The 17,629-nt window shown below is 64.6% G+C and carries 16 protein-coding genes; 3 read left to right on the top strand and 13 right to left on the bottom strand.

All coding sequences use genetic code 11. The features are described from left to right. Positions 1 to 24 precede the first annotated feature (24 nt). The 10 genes from ACZ2HM_RS05815 to ACZ2HM_RS05770 all read right to left on the bottom strand — a co-directional run bounded on the left by ACZ2HM_RS05815 (position 25) and on the right by ACZ2HM_RS05770 (position 9,141). Entirely contained in the window at positions 25 to 1,296 is a 1,272-nt protein-coding gene (locus ACZ2HM_RS05815) for an efflux RND transporter periplasmic adaptor subunit (RefSeq protein ID WP_037474064.1), read from the bottom strand. Then, on the bottom strand, positions 1,293 to 1,688 hold the full coding sequence (locus ACZ2HM_RS05810) for a hypothetical protein (protein ID WP_470426474.1): 396 nt from the start codon (positions 1,686 to 1,688) through the stop codon (positions 1,293 to 1,295). The genes ACZ2HM_RS05815 and ACZ2HM_RS05810 overlap by 4 nt, the downstream gene beginning before the upstream one ends. 365 nt (positions 1,689 to 2,053) lie before the next feature. Then, positions 2,054 to 2,662: a TetR/AcrR family transcriptional regulator gene (locus ACZ2HM_RS05805; RefSeq protein WP_037474066.1), complete on the bottom strand. Its 609-nt coding sequence runs from the start codon at positions 2,660 to 2,662 to the stop codon at positions 2,054 to 2,056. Positions 2,663 to 2,945: 283 nt separating this feature from the next. Continuing rightward, entirely contained in the window at positions 2,946 to 3,620 is a 675-nt protein-coding gene (gene pyrF, locus ACZ2HM_RS05800; RefSeq protein ID WP_037474067.1) for an orotidine-5'-phosphate decarboxylase, read from the bottom strand. Beyond that, positions 3,617 to 4,009: a lipopolysaccharide assembly protein LapA domain-containing protein gene (locus ACZ2HM_RS05795; protein WP_037474069.1), complete on the bottom strand. Its 393-nt coding sequence runs from the start codon at positions 4,007 to 4,009 to the stop codon at positions 3,617 to 3,619. Before ACZ2HM_RS05795 ends, pyrF begins: the two co-directional genes overlap by 4 nt. A gap of 33 nt (positions 4,010 to 4,042) precedes the next feature. After that, complete coding sequence (locus ACZ2HM_RS05790; RefSeq protein ID WP_037474071.1) at positions 4,043 to 4,915, bottom strand: aldose 1-epimerase; 873 nt, start codon at positions 4,913 to 4,915, stop codon at positions 4,043 to 4,045. A 17-nt stretch (positions 4,916 to 4,932) separates the two neighbouring features. Beyond that, on the bottom strand, positions 4,933 to 6,345 hold the full coding sequence (locus ACZ2HM_RS05785; protein ID WP_037474073.1) for a sugar porter family MFS transporter: 1,413 nt from the start codon (positions 6,343 to 6,345) through the stop codon (positions 4,933 to 4,935). Between the two features lie 18 nt (positions 6,346 to 6,363). Further along, on the bottom strand, positions 6,364 to 7,239 hold the full coding sequence (locus tag ACZ2HM_RS05780; RefSeq protein ID WP_470426473.1) for an SMP-30/gluconolactonase/LRE family protein: 876 nt from the start codon (positions 7,237 to 7,239) through the stop codon (positions 6,364 to 6,366). A 1-nt stretch (position 7,240) separates the two neighbouring features. Continuing rightward, positions 7,241 to 7,999, bottom strand: a complete 759-nt coding sequence (locus ACZ2HM_RS05775; RefSeq protein WP_096061392.1) for an SDR family NAD(P)-dependent oxidoreductase — start codon at positions 7,997 to 7,999, stop codon at positions 7,241 to 7,243. After that, the gene (locus ACZ2HM_RS05770; RefSeq protein ID WP_470426472.1) at positions 7,996 to 9,141 is read right to left on the bottom strand and encodes a fumarylacetoacetate hydrolase family protein; all 1,146 of its coding nucleotides are present in this window, start codon (positions 9,139 to 9,141) and stop codon (positions 7,996 to 7,998) included. Before ACZ2HM_RS05770 ends, ACZ2HM_RS05775 begins: the two co-directional genes overlap by 4 nt. A 208-nt stretch (positions 9,142 to 9,349) precedes the next feature. Between ACZ2HM_RS05770 and ACZ2HM_RS05765 the strand changes: the two genes are divergently transcribed. After that, complete coding sequence (locus ACZ2HM_RS05765; RefSeq protein WP_470426471.1) at positions 9,350 to 9,553, top strand: hypothetical protein; 204 nt, start codon at positions 9,350 to 9,352, stop codon at positions 9,551 to 9,553. A 106-nt stretch (positions 9,554 to 9,659) separates the two neighbouring features. On the opposite strand, the gene ACZ2HM_RS05760 is transcribed toward ACZ2HM_RS05765, so the two are convergent. Beyond that, the gene (locus ACZ2HM_RS05760) at positions 9,660 to 10,106 is read right to left on the bottom strand and encodes an EF-hand domain-containing protein (RefSeq protein ID WP_470426470.1); all 447 of its coding nucleotides are present in this window, start codon (positions 10,104 to 10,106) and stop codon (positions 9,660 to 9,662) included. A 276-nt stretch (positions 10,107 to 10,382) separates the two neighbouring features. Between ACZ2HM_RS05760 and purB the strand changes: the two genes are divergently transcribed. Next, complete coding sequence (gene purB / locus ACZ2HM_RS05755) at positions 10,383 to 11,699, top strand: adenylosuccinate lyase (RefSeq protein WP_096061395.1); 1,317 nt, start codon at positions 10,383 to 10,385, stop codon at positions 11,697 to 11,699. A gap of 52 nt (positions 11,700 to 11,751) precedes the next feature. On the opposite strand, the gene ACZ2HM_RS05750 is transcribed toward purB, so the two are convergent. Together ACZ2HM_RS05750 and ACZ2HM_RS05745 are read right to left on the bottom strand one after the other, a co-directional pair. After that, on the bottom strand, positions 11,752 to 12,822 hold the full coding sequence (locus ACZ2HM_RS05750) for a LacI family DNA-binding transcriptional regulator (protein WP_069066580.1): 1,071 nt from the start codon (positions 12,820 to 12,822) through the stop codon (positions 11,752 to 11,754). Between the two features lie 75 nt (positions 12,823 to 12,897). Beyond that, the gene (locus ACZ2HM_RS05745) at positions 12,898 to 15,042 is read right to left on the bottom strand and encodes an alpha-glucuronidase family glycosyl hydrolase (protein ID WP_470426469.1); all 2,145 of its coding nucleotides are present in this window, start codon (positions 15,040 to 15,042) and stop codon (positions 12,898 to 12,900) included. Between the two features lie 199 nt (positions 15,043 to 15,241). Between ACZ2HM_RS05745 and ACZ2HM_RS05740 the strand changes: the two genes are divergently transcribed. Then, positions 15,242 to 17,617, top strand: coding sequence for a glycoside hydrolase family 3 N-terminal domain-containing protein (locus ACZ2HM_RS05740; protein ID WP_470426468.1), 2,376 nt, complete (start codon positions 15,242 to 15,244; stop codon positions 17,615 to 17,617). Positions 17,618 to 17,629 lie beyond the last annotated feature (12 nt).

Here is a 17,629-nt window from a genome sequence, read left to right as displayed (position 1 = left end):
GGGCGTTATCCTTGGGAAATGGGTTTAGCGCGCAAAGGTCGCCTGGGCGGCGGCGGGTGCGGCGGCCGGATCGACGGGCGTCACCGGCGTCGGCTGCGGCTTGATGGGTGCGGCGCGTACCGCAACCTTGGTGCCGGGCATCGCCGCCTGGACATTGCCGACGATGACGCGGTCCTGCGGCGTCAGGCCGGACCGGATGATCCGCAGGCCATCCACGACCGGGCCGAGTTCGACCGGCTTGGCGGAAACGCTGTCATCCTTGCCCACGACCAGCACCGTCTTGCGCGCCTGATCGGACTGGATCGCGGCGTCCGGCACCAGCAAGGCGCGGGTCGTGCCACCGCTGGCAAGCCGCATATTGCCGAACAGGCCGGGCGCGAGGAACATGCCCGGATTGGCAAAGGTCGCGCGCACCCGGATCGTGCCCGAACGCGGGTCGAGGCCATTGTCGGTGAAGTCCAGCTTGCCCTTCCACTTATAGTCGGTTTCGTCCTGCAAACGGACCTCGACGGCGGTTGCACCATCGCCATCCGCCCGGTCGCGCTGCGCCTTGAGGAACAAAGCTTCGGACGCATCGAAGGTGAAGTAGATGGGATCGAGCGCATTGATCGTCGTCAGCAATGTCGCGCTGGCGCCGTCGCCACCGGCCACCAGATTGCCGATGTCGATGCGCCGGTCGGACACGCGGCCGCCGATCGGGGCGCGGACCTGGGTAAATTCCATATCGAGCGAGCGCTGGCGCGCGCGCGCCTCGGCAGCGGCCAGCGCAGCCTGTGCGGATTGCAGCCGGGCGCGCAGGGCGTCGACTTCGCTCGCGGAAATGGCTTCGTCGCCGGTCAGCCGCTGGACGCGGGCATAATCGGAACGGGCAAGCGCCAAGGTGCTGCGGGCGGCGGCGACATTGGCCTGCGCTTCGGCCAGCGCGGCGCGGAACGGGCGTTGGTCGATCGTGAAGAGCAGCTGGCCCTTGCGCACGATATCCCCGTCGCGGAAGTGAAGCGCGGTGACCGCGCCCGATACGCGCGGCCGTATTTCGACCGTCTGGCTGGGGGCGAATCGACCGACATATTCGTCCCACTGGGTCACTTCGCGCGCGAGCGGCGTGGAGATGCCGACGGTGGCGATCGGCGTGGCCGCGGCCTGGGCATTGGGTTGGTCGAGCCATTTCCAGGCGGCACCGGCGACGAGGACCAGCGCGATCGCGGCCATCGCGCCGCCGCGCCGGGACAGGCGGCGCTTCTTGGACAGCGAAACTTCATTGGCCGTGTCGGCATGGATGGGGGCGAGCATGTTCATGGGCGAACCTTTCGTCCACGGGCGCTGCGGCCCGCGCTGATGGTGGCGAGCAGCAGTTCGAGCTGGTCGGCGGTGAAACCGGCCTCTTGCGCGTCGGCAAGGGCGGAAGGGGTGACGGCATAGCCGCGATGCCAGGCCTCGACCGACAGGCGGCGCAGCGCCTCCAGCCGTTCGCTGGCCAGCACGGGGCTTGGGCGTGGGCCCAAGATGAGCGCGCTCCATTTGTCCCAGCTGCCGGGCCTGCGCAGGGTGGAGAGCCGATCGGATCGGGCCAGCGCCACCACCTGCCATTCCAGCGGATCAAGCGTGGCAGCTTCAGTCATGTCCGCCATCGGCAGGCATGCGGATAGGGGCGCTCCAGCCATGGGCTGGGCGAAATCTATAAAAGCCATGTGTTAAGTCCTCCCTGGACGGCACCAGTGATGAAAAGAGCGCAGCCGATCGCGCCGACCGGATACACGCAGAGCGTCCGGCAGATGAGCGATGGCCGAAACCCACGCGCAGGTGCGCGGAGCTATCGAACGAGAATATCGGTGGGGGGATGCGACGCCCTGTTGGGCTACCGCAAGCGATCGGTCAGGGACCGCCTCTGATGATGGGGCAGCGCATAATTACCTCCCTGAAGCCTGTCGGCTCAGTGGTTCATTCCATACTTATCGGTATATAATGAGATGCTGCGCCGCGTCAAACGGAATAACATACCGATCGGTAATTATTTATCGCAGGTGAATGGGGTGCCCGTTCGGCGACCTATCCCCTATCGCCCCGGCCACATGGCAAGGGTGGTTTGCACCAGTCTTTCCAGCGTTTCGCGCGATGCGCCGCCCGATGCCTGGACCGCCATGCCCTGCATCACCGTCGAGAGATAACAGGACATCGCCTCCGGCTCGATGCCGTCGGGCAGGTCGCCCTCTTCCTTCGCCTGCACGAACCGCGCGAGCAAGGCGGCGTTCGACGAGGCGCGGCGCTTCAACACTTCGTCGCGGATGCAGTCTGCCTCGGTCACGCCAGCCACGGTGCTGATGACGCCTAAACAACCCTGCGGCTCGCTGTCGCTACATTGCATGGCAAGCGAACCGCGCAACAACCGCTCGGCCACGCCGCGCGCCGTGGGGGCTTCCAACGCCGTCTTCACATAGCAGAGCTTCTCGGTCTCATAGAGGTCGAGCGCTTGCCGAAACAGGGCTTCCTTGTTGCCGAAACAGGCATAGAGGCTGGGTCGGGTGATCCCCATCGCCTCGGTCAGGTCCGAAATCGACGCGCCTTCATAACCACGCCGCCAGAAAACCTGCAGCGCAGCAGCCAAGGCCTGTGCCGGATCAAATTCACGCGGGCGACCGCGAGACGTGGTTGCAACCTGTTCCATACCGATCGGTATATAGTATGACGATGGCCAAAGGTCTAGGGCAGGAGAACATGGCCCATTGGGCCACGACTATCTGGTTAAGCCTATGCTGGCGGACCTGGAGCGGGCTGCACGGTTGCTGACTTGTTATTCTTGGCCATCCGCCATCAATCCCGATTGTAGCTGCGGGCCCTATACCAAGCAGGAACGTCGGTGCTATAAAAGCTGCTGGCGCGCTTCAGTGGCAGCAACTTCTCCGTTGCGATTGCCCCCAATCACCCAGCGACGGTGTGAACTTCGCCGCTTACAGCGTCGCTTCGATCTCGCGCGCCGCCAGGTCGGGATTTTCCGCCAGGCTGATCGGACGCCCCACCACCAATATCGACGCACCCCGATCAAGCGCCTGACGCGGGGTCACGGCGCGTTTCTGGTCGCCCATCGCGCCGCCAGCAGGCCGCACGCCCGGCACCACGAAAAAGCCGTCATGCCAGGCCTTCTTGGCCATCGCCACTTCCTCGCCCGAACAGACGATGCCGTCCAGCCCGGCGCTCTGCGCCAGGTCGGCGAGCCGCCGCACCTGATCCTCGGCCTTCCCGCCCACACCGATGTCGAGCAGGTCGCCATCGTCCAGGCTGGTCAACACGGTCACCGCCACCACCTTCGTATTCACCCCAGCCGCCGCCTTGGCATCCTCCAGCATGGCGCGGCCACCGGCCGCATGGACGGTCAGGATCGCAGGTTCCAGCAGGTGCAGCGCCTGCACCGCCTTGGCCACAGTATTCGGAATATCGTGCAGCTTGAGGTCGAGGAAGATCGGCAGGTCGAACTTCATCATTTCATGCACGCCATGATGGCCATGGGCGCAGAAAAATTCGAGGCCCAGTTTCAGCCCGCCGACATGATGGCGCACCTGCCCGGCCAGATGCTGCGCCTTGGCGAGATCGGGCGTGTCGATGGCGACATAGATGGGGCTGCTCATGCTGGTCCTGCGGGCGAAAGAGGGGAGGGTGGGGGTGTGGCCGGGTCCGTCGCGTCGGCCATCGGCGGCGTCGAGGACATAGGCGAGTGGGCGACCGGCGTAGAAGCGACCGGCGCTGCCGAAGCCGGTGGTGCGGGCGGCGTAGTGACCGCAGCCAGCGCGCGCTCCGTGCTATCCAGCCGCCGCTTCAAGCGCCAGCGGGTGGCCCGCGCCATGATCCAGAAGGGCAGAGCCCCCAGCAGGAACGCGCCGATCAACAGGACCGGCAGCTTGGTTTCCATCACCAGGTCGCCCCACAGGCGCACGGTCACGGGGACATAATTCGCCATGCAGAAGAAGGCCAGGGCGACGGCGATGACGACCCAGAAGGCGGTCCGCAAAAATTGCATCGGCTTTACCTCATGCTGCTGTTGCGATGCAGCTTAGGCGATCCCGGCGGATTTCGGAAGCACCTGATCGCTTTTGCCGATTTCGATCCGCATCGACAGGCTGTGCGTCGCACCGGGGGCGACTATCGCCATGCCGTCGGCCCGGTTCAGCGCGTCGGGCATATGGCTGACCGGCTCCAGGCAAAAGGCATCGGAGCCGGGCGGGCGATAGACATGCAGCCAGTCCGCCCCGCTCGCCGTCAGCGTCAGGCGCAGCCCGTCGCCGCGCGCCACGGTCGCCATCCCGTCCCAGCCGCCATAGACATTGTCGATCAGGCTCTCGCCCTGCACCGGTGCCAGCGCCGACCAGTCGCCAAGCCCATCGGCAGGCACCGACCGCTCCGGCAGCATGTCGGGGGTGGACAGCCACAGGCTTTGCGCCGCAAACTGCAAGCGCGTGTCGGCATCGGCGCGGAAATAGGGATGGAAACCAAGGCCAACGGGCGCATCGTCCTCGGCATCGTTGGTCAGCGCCAGCGTCAGGACGATCGCATCCGCGCTGAGCGCAATATGCTGCCGCGCGGTAAACGCCCATGGCCAGCGCGCATCCGGGCGATGTACCAACGTCAACTGCGCTGCATCATCGCGCTGGTCCGTCACTGCCCAGCCGCTTTGCCAGCCATGGCCGTGGAGGCTGTGCGGGTGATCGCCGAAATTGAGCGGCAAGTGATAATCCTGCCCGCCAAAATGAAAGCGCCCATCGGCAATGCGATTGGCATAGGGCACCAGCGGAAAGCTCGCCATGGCGAGCGGATCGACGCTCCCCTCCGGCGCGCGCCGCAGCAGGTCGACGCCATCAAGCGCCAGCCAGCGCAGCGCCCCACCGACAGCGGGCGAGAGCGCTGCCTCCAGCCCTCCCGCCCGCAACAGGATCGTCTCGTTACTCAGCCGACCATATCCTCTAGCTCGCGACCCTTGGTCTCATACACCATCTTGCGCACGAAGAAGAAGGAGATCGCCGCGAACAGCGCATAGCCCATATAGGTCCACACCAGCCCCGGCGAGACGGCCAGCGAGGGGAAGCTGACCGAAATCGCCGCATTGGCGATCCACTGGGCAAAGCCAGCGACGGCCAAGCCCGATCCGCGAATCTGGTTCGGGAACATCTCGCCCAGCATCACCCACATGATCGGACCCCAGCTGAGGTTGAAGAAGATCACATAGAGGTTGGCGGAAATAAGCGCCATCAACCCGTTATAGCCGGGCAGGGACACCGCGCCGTCCGCGCCGGTCACGGCTGTCGAGAAGGCATAGGCCACGACCGACAGCGTTACCGCCATACCGGCCGATCCGATCAGCAGCAACGGCTTGCGGCCGATCTTGTCCACCAGCGCGATCGCGCCAAGGCACGCGCCGATCGACAGCACGCCCGACAGGATGTTGATCTGCAGCGCATTGTCTTCGGAAAAGCCGACCGCTTCCCACAGCGTCGCGCCATAATAGAAGACGACGTTGATGCCGACCAACTGCTGGAACACCGCCAGGCCAATGCCGGTCCACACGATCGGACGGATCTTGCCGCTGGTCTTTTCGATGAGGTCGGACAATTTGGGCCGATGATGGTCGGCGGCGAGGCTCGCGCGGATTTCCGCGACCTTGCGCGCCGCTTCGAGCGGACCGAACAAGCGGGTCAGCACCACTTCGGCGTCCGCATCCCGGCCGCGCGCGACCAAATAGCGGGGGCTTTCAGGGATGAAGAGCAAAGCGACGAGATAGATGGCGGCAGGAATCGCCTGCAACCAGAACATCCAGCGCCACGCCGGAAAATCGAGCCACAAGGGCGCGGTCGATCCGCCCGCATAGCGCGCCAGCACGAAATTGGCGATGAACGCGCCGGTCAGGCCGGAAATGATCATCACCTGCTGAATGCTGGACAGCCGCCCGCGCACCGCCGCTGGCGTGACTTCGGAAATATAGACCGGCGAAATCACGCTCGCCGCGCCGACGCCAAGCCCGCCGATGATGCGCGCGAAGATGAAGAGGGCCGAGGAACTCGCCGCACCCGCCAGCAGGGCGCTGACCAGGAACAGGACGGCCGCCAGCATCATGACGCCGCGCCGCCCGATCAGGTCGGCCATGCGCCCGGCCATGAACGCGCCGACCGACGACCCGACCAGGATCGCGCCGACATTGATGCCGATGCCCAGCTTGCCGAGGTCAAAGGCGCTTTCCAGCCCTTTTTGCGTGCCGTTGATAACACCCGAATCATAGCCGAACATGAACCCGCCGATCGTCGCCACCGCGACGATCGCTGCGATGAAGGCCATGTTGACCTTCTCGGCGCTCCCCTCATTCATCCGTCATTCTCCCAAATCTTATATCGTTGCGACGTGGCCCGGCAATCCTGCGACGCCGGGGTCGAAGGCGAACAGATCACCCGCAAGGGGCTGCTCTGTCAACGCTGTCATGTCCAGTCCCTTGCGCGCGGTCGTCGCATAGGCAACCGCCAGGTCGTCCCCGCCGAACGCGATCTTGGTGATGTTGGCGACGGGAAAGCGGATTTCGCGCATCAGCGCGCCCGCCGGATCATAGCGCCGCACCGCCCAGCCGCCGAACAATCCGGTCCACAGGCAGCCTTCGGCATCCACCGTCGGCCCATCGGGATAGCCCGCGCCATCCTCGATCGTCGTGAACAGGCTGGTCTCGCCGATCGCCCCGTCGGCGCTCAGCGCGGTGCGCCAGATATGGCGGCCCAGCGTATCGGTATGATAGAGCGTCCGCCCGTCGGGCGAGAGGGCAGGGCCGTTGGTGATCGACACTGGCGGCAGGCCGACATTGGCGCACAGGCCGCGATGCAGCCGATAAATGTGACCGCTATCTTCCGCCTCTCCATCGTCCATCGACCCGAACCATAGCGCGCCGTCCGGCGCGACCGTCGCGTCGTTCAACCGGTTGCCCGGCACCTGCGCTTCGGGCGCGTGCAGCAACCGGAAGCTGGCACTGGTCGGATCGAAACGATGGATGCCCGATTGCAGCCCGACCGCGAACAGGCCGTCGTGGGTCGGCACGATCCATCCGACCTGTCCCGGCGCGGTCCAACTGCGCGCCACATTGAGCGCCGGATCGTAGCGATGGATGCAATGGCCCTTGATGTCCACGAACCATAGCGCCGCGTCGCGCGCGACCCAGATCGGGCCTTCGCCCAATATCGCGCCGACGCTCAAAACACTCTGGGGCGTCGCGCTGCTCATGTCAGCGCCAACCCGCATCGATGAAATAATCATGGCCGGTGCAATAGCGCGCATCGTCCGACGCCAGGAACATCGCCAGCGCGGCGACATCGACCGGCATGATCCGCCCGTCCAGGCATTGCGCGGCGACGATTTCGGCTTCGCCTTCGGGCGTGTACCATTTCATCTGGCGCGGCGTTTTGACATTGCCCGGAATGATGGTGTTGACGCGGATATTATCGCGGCCAAGGTCGCGGGCCAGGCTGCGGGTCAGCCCCTCGATCGCTGCCTTGGCGGTCTGGTACAGCACCAGTTCGGGCAGAGCGAGATGCCAGCTGATCGACCCGAAATTCAGGATCACACCACCGCCCGCGCGCTTCATCGCCGGAACGGCAGCCTGCGCGGCGAAGAACAAATGGCGCAAATTCACCGCCATCCGCTCGTCCCAATAGGTCGGCGTGACCTCCTCGATCGTGTGGCGGTCGTCATTGGCGGCATTGTTGATCAAGATGTCGATGCCGCCCAGCTCCGCTTCGACCTGCGCCATCATCGCCTGCACGGCATCGATGTCGCACAGGTCGATCGCGTGGAAGATCGGCGTGAAGGCCGCATCGCTGAGGCGCGCTACCAGCGCTTCGCTCTCGGCCACCGCAATGTCACAAAAGGCGACATGCGCGCCCTGCGCGACAAAGCCCTCGACCAGTCCCTCGCCAATCCCGCTGCCGCCGCCGCTGATGAACACCCGTTTGCCCGCCAGGCTGGGGTAGGATGCGCGTTTCATGCGTCGGCTTTCTCTTTGGCGGCGTTCAGCAGGCCGCGTTCGGCCAGGTTCATCATCAGCGCGGTCAGGCCATAGGTCCATGGCGCCGCGTCCTTCGAGGTCACGACTTCGTTCACCAGCTTGCCGAGGCGCGGGGTGGAGATGGCGACGATATCGCCGACCTTATGGGTAAAGCCGCGACCCGGCTCGTCCCGGTCCTGCACCGGCGCGAACAAAGTGCCCAGGAACAGCGCGAACCCGTCGGGATATTGATGCTCGGACATGGTCTGGCGCATCAGGTCCAGCGGATCGCGGCTGATCTGGTTCATGCTGCTGCTGCCTTCCAGGCGATAGCCTTCCGGCCCGTCGATGGTCAGCGCGACTTCGGCATTGCGCACATCGTCGATGGTGAAGTCTTCGTCGAACAGGCGAATGAGCGGGCCGAGCGCGCAGGACGCATTATTATCCTTCGCCTTGCCCAGCAGCAGCGCCGATCGCCCTTCGAAATCGCGCAGATTAACGTCATTGCCCAGCGTCGCGCCGATAGCGCTCCCGCTAGAATTGCCGATCAGCACGATTTCGGGTTCAGGATTGTTCCAGGTGGAATCGGACCGGATGCCGATCTGCGCGCCCGCGCCCACGGTCGCCAGCACCGGCGCCTTGGTAAAGACCTCCGCATCCGGGCCGATCGCGACCTCCAGATATTGCGACCATAGCTCGTCCTCGATCAGCGCGGTCTTGAGCGCGGCGGCTTCGGGCGATCCCGGCACCACGGCGCGGATCGACCCGCCGACCCGCTCTTCCAGGCGACCGCGAATAGCCGCAGCGGCACCGGCATCGCCGCGCGCCCGTTCCTCGATCACCCGCTCGATCGCCGACAGGGCAAAGGTCACGCCCGCCGCCTTGACGCATTGCAGGTCGACGGGGCTGAGCAGGGGCAGGGTCAGCGTATCGAGCGGTCCCAGCGCTTCGCCGCTTTGGGCGTCCACCGGAAACATCTCGACCAATTGCGCCACGGTCGGCGCAACCCGGCTCATGTCATAGGCGATGCCTTGATCGACCATGATGGGGCTGGGGCCAGCGGCCGTCAGCACGCGACCGAGAAAGCGGCCCGCGCGCCAATCGGCGGGCAGGGCGTCGAGCAAGACATGGTCCCCCGGCATCATCAACTCCTAAACAACTACTCTTGATTGATAGCGCTACCAACATAAATCCGGGGATGAAGTCAAGAGGGGGCGTCGCGATTCTTCGGCTAACCCTGTCGCGCTGGCGCGCGCCGTTACGGGGCGCGGTGAAAAATCATCGAGGCGAGGCGGGAAACGCATCTGCCATCTTCCCCTGCGTGCCGGACTTTGCCATATCTGTCCGACTATGGATAACGCAGACAAGAGCGCGCCCCAGGATGGCGCCGACATTTTCCCGGCGGCGGCACAGCCGGACGAGGAACCCACGACATTGGACATGGTGGCCGCCGTCCGTCGCTCGATGAGCAAGTCGGCCTGGACTGGCGCTGCGGTCGGCATCGGTTCGGCCGCGATCGTCGCGGCATTGCTCTACACGCGAAAGCGGCCCTGAGCGGCCCAAGAAAAAGGCGGCATGGCCTTCGCGCCATGCCGCCGTCGGTGCGACCCGACTAGATGATGTCCCGTCCCTCGTGACAGTTCGGGGATTATAGCGCCTGTTAGGCCGTTCCACCACTTAGGTAGGTGACGAGTTCGGGCTTGCTGATCGTCGCATTCTTATCCGTGTCCGCAGTCACAAAGGCACCATTGGCCCAGGCCGTGACTTCGGCTTCCGGCAGCGTCTGCCCAGTCGCCTTGGTCTCCTGCGCCTTCAACGCCACCATCCAGCGCGAAAACTCGGCCTGGCTCAACTCGCCATCGCTATCGGCGTCATAGGCCGGAAACTCGGTATCCACGATGGTCGCGACCGCATTGCCGGGGTTGGCGGGCGTCGCGGCCTGCGGTGTCGCAGCATCCGGCGTTGCGGCCTGCGGTGTCGCCGCGTCCGGTTGCACCGGCGCTGCGGGTGCCGCCTGTGGCGTGGCAGTATCCGGCGTCATCGTCTGTTGCGCCATGGCGGGCGCGACAACGGCCAGAGCCGTGGTAAACAAAAGCGGGCGGATCATGACAATCTCCTATTTTACGACCCATTATGTGCAGCCTGTGTTTGACTTCCATGCTGCATGAATAGTGCCATAAGAAGAGTTGAAACCGCCCGATTGTTCCTGAACATGCGTTCATCTTGACCCATTCGTCTTGCAAATGCCGTCAATTCATCTTGTTTGTCTGTGCGGCCTTCTCGTGCGCCCCTGCCGTCCACACACCACCGCCCGATTTGCCCCGCGCTGCCGACGCTGCTAGGCGGCGCGGCATCCTATCTCCTCCAGTTGCAGGATTCGCTCATGGTCCCTCGCTATTCCCGCCCCGCAATGACCGCCCTCTGGGAGCCGGAAGCCCGGTTCAAGATCTGGTTCGAGATCGAGGCGCATGCGACGGAAAAGCTGGGCGAACTGGGCGTCGTACCGCCCTCGGCGGCCAAGGCCCTGTGGGACTGGTGGGCCACCAACCCTGTGATCGACGTCGCCGCGATCGACGCGATCGAAGCTGTCACCAAGCATGACGTCATCGCCTTCCTCACTTGGGTCGCCGAACAGGTGGGCGACGAAGCCCGCTTCATGCATCAGGGAATGACGTCGAGCGACGTGCTCGACACCTGCCTCGCGGTCCAGCTCGCCCGCGCGTCGGACCTGCTGATCGAGGATATCGACCAGCTGCTCGCCGTCATCAAGCGTCGCGCCTTCGAACATAAGCTGACCCCGACCATCGGCCGCAGCCACGGCATCCATGCCGAACCGGTCACCTTCGGCCTCAAAATGGCCGAAGCTTATGCCGAATTTTCCCGCTGCAAAGCGCGCCTGATCGCCGCCCGCGCGGAAGTCGCCACCTGCGCCATTTCGGGCGCGGTCGGCACCTTCGCCAATATCGATCCCGCCGTCGAAGAACATGTCGCGGACAAGCTCGGCCTCGCGATCGAACCCGTCTCGACCCAGGTCATCCCGCGCGACCGCCACGCCATGTTCTTCGCGACGCTCGGCGTCATTGCCAGCTCGATCGAACGGCTCGCCGTCGAAGTCCGCCATCTGCAGCGGACCGAAGTGTTGGAGGCGGAGGAATATTTCTCGCCGGGGCAAAAGGGTTCGTCGGCCATGCCGCACAAACGCAACCCGGTGCTGACCGAAAACCTCACCGGCCTTGCCCGCGTAGTGCGCGCCGCCGTCGTGCCCGCGCTCGAAAATGTCGCCCTCTGGCACGAACGCGACATCAGCCATTCGTCGGTCGAGCGCTTCTTCGGCCCCGATGCGACCATCACGCTCGACTTCGCGCTGGGTCGCCTGACCGGGGTGATCGACAAGCTACTCGTCTATCCTGAGCGGATGATGAAGAATCTCGACAAGATGGGCGGCCTCGTCCACTCGCAGCGGGTGCTGCTCGCGCTCACGCAAGCCGGTGTCAGCCGCGAAGACAGCTATCGCTATGTCCAGCGCAACGCGATGAAAGTGTGGGAATCGGACGGCCAGCTCTCACTGCTGGAATTGCTCAAAGCCGACACCGACGTCACCGCCGCGCTGCCACCCGAACAGATCGAGGAAAAATTCAACCTCGATTATCACTTCAAGCAAGTCGACACGATCTTCCACCGCGTCTTCGGCGAGGCGTAAATCTATAAACTCTGTTCCCCGGCCTCCGCCGGGGAACAGGAAATTCAGGCCGTTATCGCACGCCCAACCTGGGCCGCATCCGGGGTGCTGCATCCGACTGCCGCCGCACCAGCTTATGCGCCAGCACCAGATGCTCGGACGCCATCTCGGCTCCGCGCCGTCCTTTCAGCAACCGCACCAACACCTCGACCGCCGCGCGCGACATGGCGCTGATCGGCTGGCGGATGGTGGTCAGTTCGGGCCAGATGGTGGTGGCAAGCGACGTGTCATCGAACCCGCACACCGTCAGGTCGCCCGGCACGTCCAGCCCGCTGCGATGCGCGATCGCCACGGTGGCCGCCGCCATATCGTCATTGCTGGCAAAGATGGCGGTGGGTGGATCGAGCAGCGACAATATCTGTTCGGCCGCGTCCAGCCCGGAGCGATAGGTGAAATAGCCCTGCGCGATCAGTTCATCCAACACCGGCAGGTTCGCTTCGCTCAGCGCCGCGAGATAGCCCTCGAACCGCTTGCCGCTGGCGGTCTGGTTGGGGTTGCCCTTGACGAAGCCAATGCGCGAATGGCCGAGCGTGATCAGGTGGCGCGTCATTTCATAGGCGGCCTGAAAATCGTCGATGCTGACCGCGGCCAGGTCGCCGGGTGCCCGGCCGGTCGCAACCGCCACGGCGGGAATATCGGCGGCCTTCAACGCCGCCACCATTTCCTCCAGGTCGCAGAGTGGCGGCGGCAGGATGACGCCGTTGATCCGCCCGCGCAGCAGATGGTCGACCACCGCCTTCACCGACGTCTGCTCGTCCCATTTCTCCACGACCAGGTCGACGCCGCTGCGGCTCGCCTGGTCCAGGCTGCCGACCAGAAATTCGCTCAGATAAGAGGAGGACGGGTTGCTGTAGAGCAGGCCGATCCGCAGTTCATCGCCTCCCGCCAGGCTGCGCGCGGCGGCGCTCGGCGCATAGTTGAGCGCGATGATGGCGGCATCGACCTTCGCCTTGGTCGCCGGCCGCACCACCTGCTCGCCATTGATGACGCGCGACACCGTCATGGGCGACACCCCGGCGTGGCGCGCCACATCGTTGATCGTTGGGGCATTGCGCTGACGGCGGGAGGATCGGGTGTCGGTCAATGCGGGGTGCTTTCGGGTCGGTAATGATGTCGCCGGAGTGGTAGCGACATCACCCCGCCGGATTAAAGCGAAAAATCACGGATTGCCGGGCGCATAGGGGAATTTCCGCATTTTATAGGCCTCCAGCGTCTCTGGCGGCGGCGCAGCCCCGTCGGGCAGGGGCCGCTTGGCGATCGACTGGAAATAGGCGATGCTTGCGTCGCGCCACCATTGCGCCTCCTTTTGCTGAATCGAAAGGAAGGTCTGCGTCTGCGCAAAGCGCTCCGCATCGATCATCGGGCGCAGTTCGTCCCACGTCGCGCGCATCCCCGCAACATAGGCAACGCCCCGGTCATAGCGCTGGACCATCCCATCCCACAGCGTCTCGCCTGATGCCAAGCGATAGTCCCAGGGCAGATGATGGAACCACAGCAAGTCCCGCTCCGGCGTGGTGCGCGGATTAGCGAACCGCTTGGCCAGCGGCGCCGCATATTGAGCGATGGCATTGCTCCCGCTCCTCGTCCGGTCAAAGCCGATGCCGGTCGCATCCGCCTTGTGATAATAGACCGGGTTCCATTCCGGCCGCGCCAGTTCCGATACCCAGGGACCGGGTCCATAATGGTGGCCGGTGTCCATGACATGGGCCAGGCCAAGCGGCGTCATATAGTCCACCGCCGCCTCGCGCGATCCCATCATCATCGCGACCACGGGTTCCACTACCGCCTTGTCGGGCGTGAAGGTCAGCGCCGCCCATTCGCGCGCCACCGCATCGGCGGTCAGGTCCGGGTTCCAGGCCATCCGCCCGAACGCATACCAGTCCGCCTGGTTGAAGATCGACCCGCTCCAGTCGCGATCCGTGCCGATATTGGCGACGCCCGCAATCCCGGTCAGCCTATGCCCGTCCAGCGACCCGTCGATCACCTTGGCAACCGTCGATCCCTTGCCCTTGGCGAAGGTATCGCTTTTCAGCGTCTCTTCGAACAACGGCCCCAAATAGGTCAGATGCGTCGATTGCCCCAGATATTCCTTGGTGATCTGGAATTCCATCATCAACGGTGTCTTGGGCATTGCCCCGAACAGCGGATGGAAAGGCTCGCGCGGCTGAAAATCGATCGCGCCATTCTTGACCTGCACGATGACATTGTCGGCAAATTGCCCGTCCAGCGGCTTGAAGTCGGCATAGGCCTGCTTGGCGCGATCGTCGGGATTATCATGGGCATAGACGAAGGCGCGCCACATCACGATCCCGCCGTGCGGCTTCACCGCTGCGGCGAGCATGTTTGCGCCATCGGCATGGGTGCGCTTATAATCCTGCGGACCCGGTTGCCCCTCGCTATTGGCCTTGACCAGGAAGCCGCCGAAATCGGGGATCGCCGCGTAAATCTCGTCGGCCTTGGCCTTCCACCAGGCGGCAACGGTCGGATCGAGCGGATCGGCGGTCTTGAGCCCATCCAACTCCATCGGCGCGGTCCATTTGACCGACAGATAGACCTTGATCCCATAGGGCCGGAACACATCCGCCAGCGCGGCGGCCTTGGCGATATAGGGCGCGGTCAGGCTGTCCGACTTGGCATTCACATTGTTGAGGACGGTGCCGTTGATGCCGATCGACGCATTGGCGCGGGCATAGTCGCTATAGCGCGGCCCTTTCCAGTCGGGCAGCCGCCACCAGTCCCAGATCGACGATCCCGAATAGCCGCGCTCCACCGTGCCATCCAGATTGTCCCAATGGTTGAGCAGGCGCAGGCCGATGCGCGGCGCGCTGCGTATATCGATCGCATCGAGCGCCGCGTCCGACTGCGCCAGCCGCAGCCAATGGAATGCGCCATGCAGCAACCCGCTGTCGCTGTTCGCGGCGATCAGCGTGACCGGCTTGCCCTCGACCCGGATCGACCGGATCGCATAGCCCTCCTGGCCCAACCCCTCCAATGGGAGCGGCAGGGCAGGGGCCGTCTCCGGCGTCGCCAGCCACAGCGCACCCGGACGCATGCTATCCGCTATCATCGGGGCCGTACCGGTCATACCGGTGACGCCGCGCTGCAATTCGTCCCTGATGATCTGCATCGTCGCGCTGTCGCCGGGCGCGGTGATCACGCTAGCATGGGCCGCAATCCGCGCTGCCGCCGCCCCGTCCACCCGCGCATAGCGCAGCCAGAGATCATAGCCATCCTCGGCCATCGCCACGGGCGTCAGGACCGTCATGGCCATAGCCATCATCCAGCAAATCAGGCGCGCGATCATGTCTTCCTCTCCATCGCGTCGGCGTCGCCAGCCCGTTATCGGGCATTGACAATCGCGACTTGTCTTACCAATGGTAACGCTATCAGCGATAATCCGGCAAGCAGAAACGTGACAGCTCGGTAAAATTGGAGAGGCGCATCATGACCCATCCCCGCACAATAGCGAAACGGGCGACGATTTCCATCGTCCTGACGGCGCGATGACCATGGCCTTTGCCCGTCGCCAGGCGCTCGGCCTGCTCGCGTCCAGCTCGTTCGTCGCCGCTACCCCGGCCATCGCCGCGAAGAAAACCGGCCCGCTCTACAAGGATGCGACCGCGCCGATCGACCTGCGCGTCCGCGACCTGCTCGCCCGCATGACGCTGGAGGAGAAAGTCGGTCAGATCATCGCGCTATGGGCGACCAAGGCCGACATCATGGATGGCCTGACCTTCTCCCCGGCCAAGGCGAGCCAGGCTTATCCCGCGAGCTTTGGCCAGATTACCCGCCCGTCCGACAAGCGCGGCGCGCCCGATGGCTCGCAACAGGCGGGCGGCGTCGGCGCGCGCTGGCGCACCCCGGCGGACACCGTCGCCTTCATCACCGCGATCCAGAAATGGGCGATCGAGGAAACCCGACTCGGCATCCCCGTCCTCTTCCATGAAGAATCGCTGCACGGCTATATGGCGACCGAGGCGACCAGCTTCCCGATGGCGATCGGCCTGGCGGGCAGTTTCGACCGCCAGCTCATGCACGACATCCAATCCGTCACCGCCCGCGAAGTCCGCGCGCGCGGCGTGCATCTCGCTCTGTCCCCGGTAGTCGATATCGCCCGTGATCCGCGCTGGGGCCGGATCGAGGAAACTTTTGGCGAAGACCCTTATCTGTGCGGCGAAATGGGCGTCGCCGCCGTGCTGGGCCTGCAAGGCGAAAGCAAGCAGCTCGGCCCGGACAAGGTCATGGCGACGCTCAAACATATGACCGGCCATGGCCAGCCCCAAAGCGGCCAGAATATCGCGCCCGCGTCCATCTCCGAACGCGAATTGCGCGAGAATTTCTTCCCGCCCTTCCGCGAAGTCGTCCGCCGCACTGGCATCGCCGCCGTCATGCCCAGCTATAATGAGATTGATGGCGTCCCCAGCCACCAAAGCCAATGGCTGCTCGGCGACATCCTGCGCGGCGAATGGCATTTCGACGGCGCGGTGGTCAGCGATTATGGCGCGGTCCACGAACTCGACACCATCCACCATGTCCAATCCGACCCCGAAGCATCGGCGCGCGCCGCGCTGCGCGCCGGGGTGGATTGCGAATTGCCCGATGGCCTGACCTATCGGACGCTGGTGAGCCAGGTGCGCGCTGGCAAGGTGCCGGTCGAAGCGGTCGATATGGCCGTGCGCCGCATGTTGACGCTCAAATTCCGCGCCGGCCTGTTCGAGAATCCCTGGCCGCGTAAGGACTTTGAAGCGCTGACCGGCAATGCCGAAGCGCGCGCCCTCGCTTTGAAGGCCGCGCACAAGTCGATCGCGCTGCTCAAAAATGACGGCACGCTGCCCCTGACGGCGGGCACACACAAGCGCGTCGCCGTCATCGGCCCCAATGCCGCCGTCGCGCGCCTTGGCGGCTATTCCTCGATCCCGCGCCAGGAAGTGTCGCTGCTTGAAGGCATAGAGGCCAAGCTCAAGGGCAAGACGCAGGTGGTCCATGCCCAGGGCGTGTTCATCACCCAGAGCGAGGATCGCTCGGCCGACGACGTGCTGCTCGCCGACCCCGCCAAGAACCGCGCCTTGATCGCCCAGGCGGTCGAGGTGGCGAACAGCGCCGATGTCATCATCCTCGCGATCGGCGACACCGAACAGACCAGCCGCGAAGGCTTTGCCAAGAACCATCTCGGCGACCGCACCAGCCTCGACCTGCTCGGCGAACAGAATGCGTTGTTCCTGGCGATGAAGGCCACCGGCAAGCCCGTCATCGTCTGCGCCATCAACGGCCGCCCGCCCAGCTATCCCACCGTTGTCGAAGGCGCGAACGCGCTGCTCGAATGCTGGTATCCGGGGCAGGAGGGCGGCACGGCGATCGCCGACATTCTCTTCGGCGACGTCAATCCTGGCGCCAAACTGCCCGTTAGCGTCGCACGGGATGAGGGCCAGATCCCGATCTTCTATAACCGCAAGCCATCGGCCAGCCGGGGCTATCTGTTCGCAGAAAACACGCCGCTCTTTCCGTTCGGATATGGCCTCAGCTACACCCGCTTTGAATTTGGCAAACCCCGCCTGTCCGCGTCGCGCATCGGCATAGGCGGGCAGGTGACGGTCGAGGTCGATGTCCGCAATGTGGGCGACAGGGCAGGGGACGAAGTCGTCCAACTCTACGTCCGCGACCAGGTCGCCAGCGTCACTCGCCCGATCAAGCAACTCAAAGGCTTCGAACGCATCACCCTCGCGCCCGGCGAGAGCCGAACCGTGCGCCTGCCGCTCGGCCCGGATGCTTTCGCGCTGTGGAATCTCGACATGGACGAAGTGGTCGAACCCGGCCTGTTCGACATCATGGTCGGGCCGGACAGCGAAAATCTCCAGACCGTCACGCTCGAAATCCTCTGAACAGGACCACGC

This window comes from Sphingobium sp. KKT206 (genome assembly GCF_055640555.1).
Note: the sequence above shows the minus strand (reverse complement) of the source record. Positions and strands in the feature narration are given on the sequence as shown.

Excerpts from the sequence above, each read along its gene's own strand:
- purB (WP_096061395.1), top strand. The coding sequence starts at position 10,383 with ATGGTCCCTCGCTATTCCCGCCCCGCAATGACCGCCCTCTGGGAGCCG.
- ACZ2HM_RS05805 (WP_037474066.1), bottom strand. The coding sequence starts at position 2,662 with ATGGAACAGGTTGCAACCACGTCTCGCGGTCGCCCGCGTGAATTTGAT.
- ACZ2HM_RS05795 (WP_037474069.1), bottom strand. The coding sequence starts at position 4,009 with ATGCAATTTTTGCGGACCGCCTTCTGGGTCGTCATCGCCGTCGCCCTG.
- ACZ2HM_RS05745 (WP_470426469.1), bottom strand. The coding sequence starts at position 15,042 with ATGATCGCGCGCCTGATTTGCTGGATGATGGCTATGGCCATGACGGTC.
- ACZ2HM_RS05785 (WP_037474073.1), bottom strand. The coding sequence starts at position 6,345 with ATGAATGAGGGGAGCGCCGAGAAGGTCAACATGGCCTTCATCGCAGCG.
- ACZ2HM_RS05765 (WP_470426471.1), top strand. The coding sequence starts at position 9,350 with ATGGATAACGCAGACAAGAGCGCGCCCCAGGATGGCGCCGACATTTTC.
- ACZ2HM_RS05740 (WP_470426468.1), top strand. The coding sequence starts at position 15,242 with ATGACCATGGCCTTTGCCCGTCGCCAGGCGCTCGGCCTGCTCGCGTCC.
- pyrF (WP_037474067.1), bottom strand. The coding sequence starts at position 3,620 with ATGAGCAGCCCCATCTATGTCGCCATCGACACGCCCGATCTCGCCAAG.
- ACZ2HM_RS05780 (WP_470426473.1), bottom strand. The coding sequence starts at position 7,239 with ATGAGCAGCGCGACGCCCCAGAGTGTTTTGAGCGTCGGCGCGATATTG.
- ACZ2HM_RS05760 (WP_470426470.1), bottom strand. The coding sequence starts at position 10,106 with ATGATCCGCCCGCTTTTGTTTACCACGGCTCTGGCCGTTGTCGCGCCC.
- ACZ2HM_RS05815 (WP_037474064.1), bottom strand. The coding sequence starts at position 1,296 with ATGAACATGCTCGCCCCCATCCATGCCGACACGGCCAATGAAGTTTCG.
- ACZ2HM_RS05775 (WP_096061392.1), bottom strand. The coding sequence starts at position 7,999 with ATGAAACGCGCATCCTACCCCAGCCTGGCGGGCAAACGGGTGTTCATC.
- ACZ2HM_RS05770 (WP_470426472.1), bottom strand. The coding sequence starts at position 9,141 with ATGCCGGGGGACCATGTCTTGCTCGACGCCCTGCCCGCCGATTGGCGC.
- ACZ2HM_RS05810 (WP_470426474.1), bottom strand. The coding sequence starts at position 1,688 with ATGGCTTTTATAGATTTCGCCCAGCCCATGGCTGGAGCGCCCCTATCC.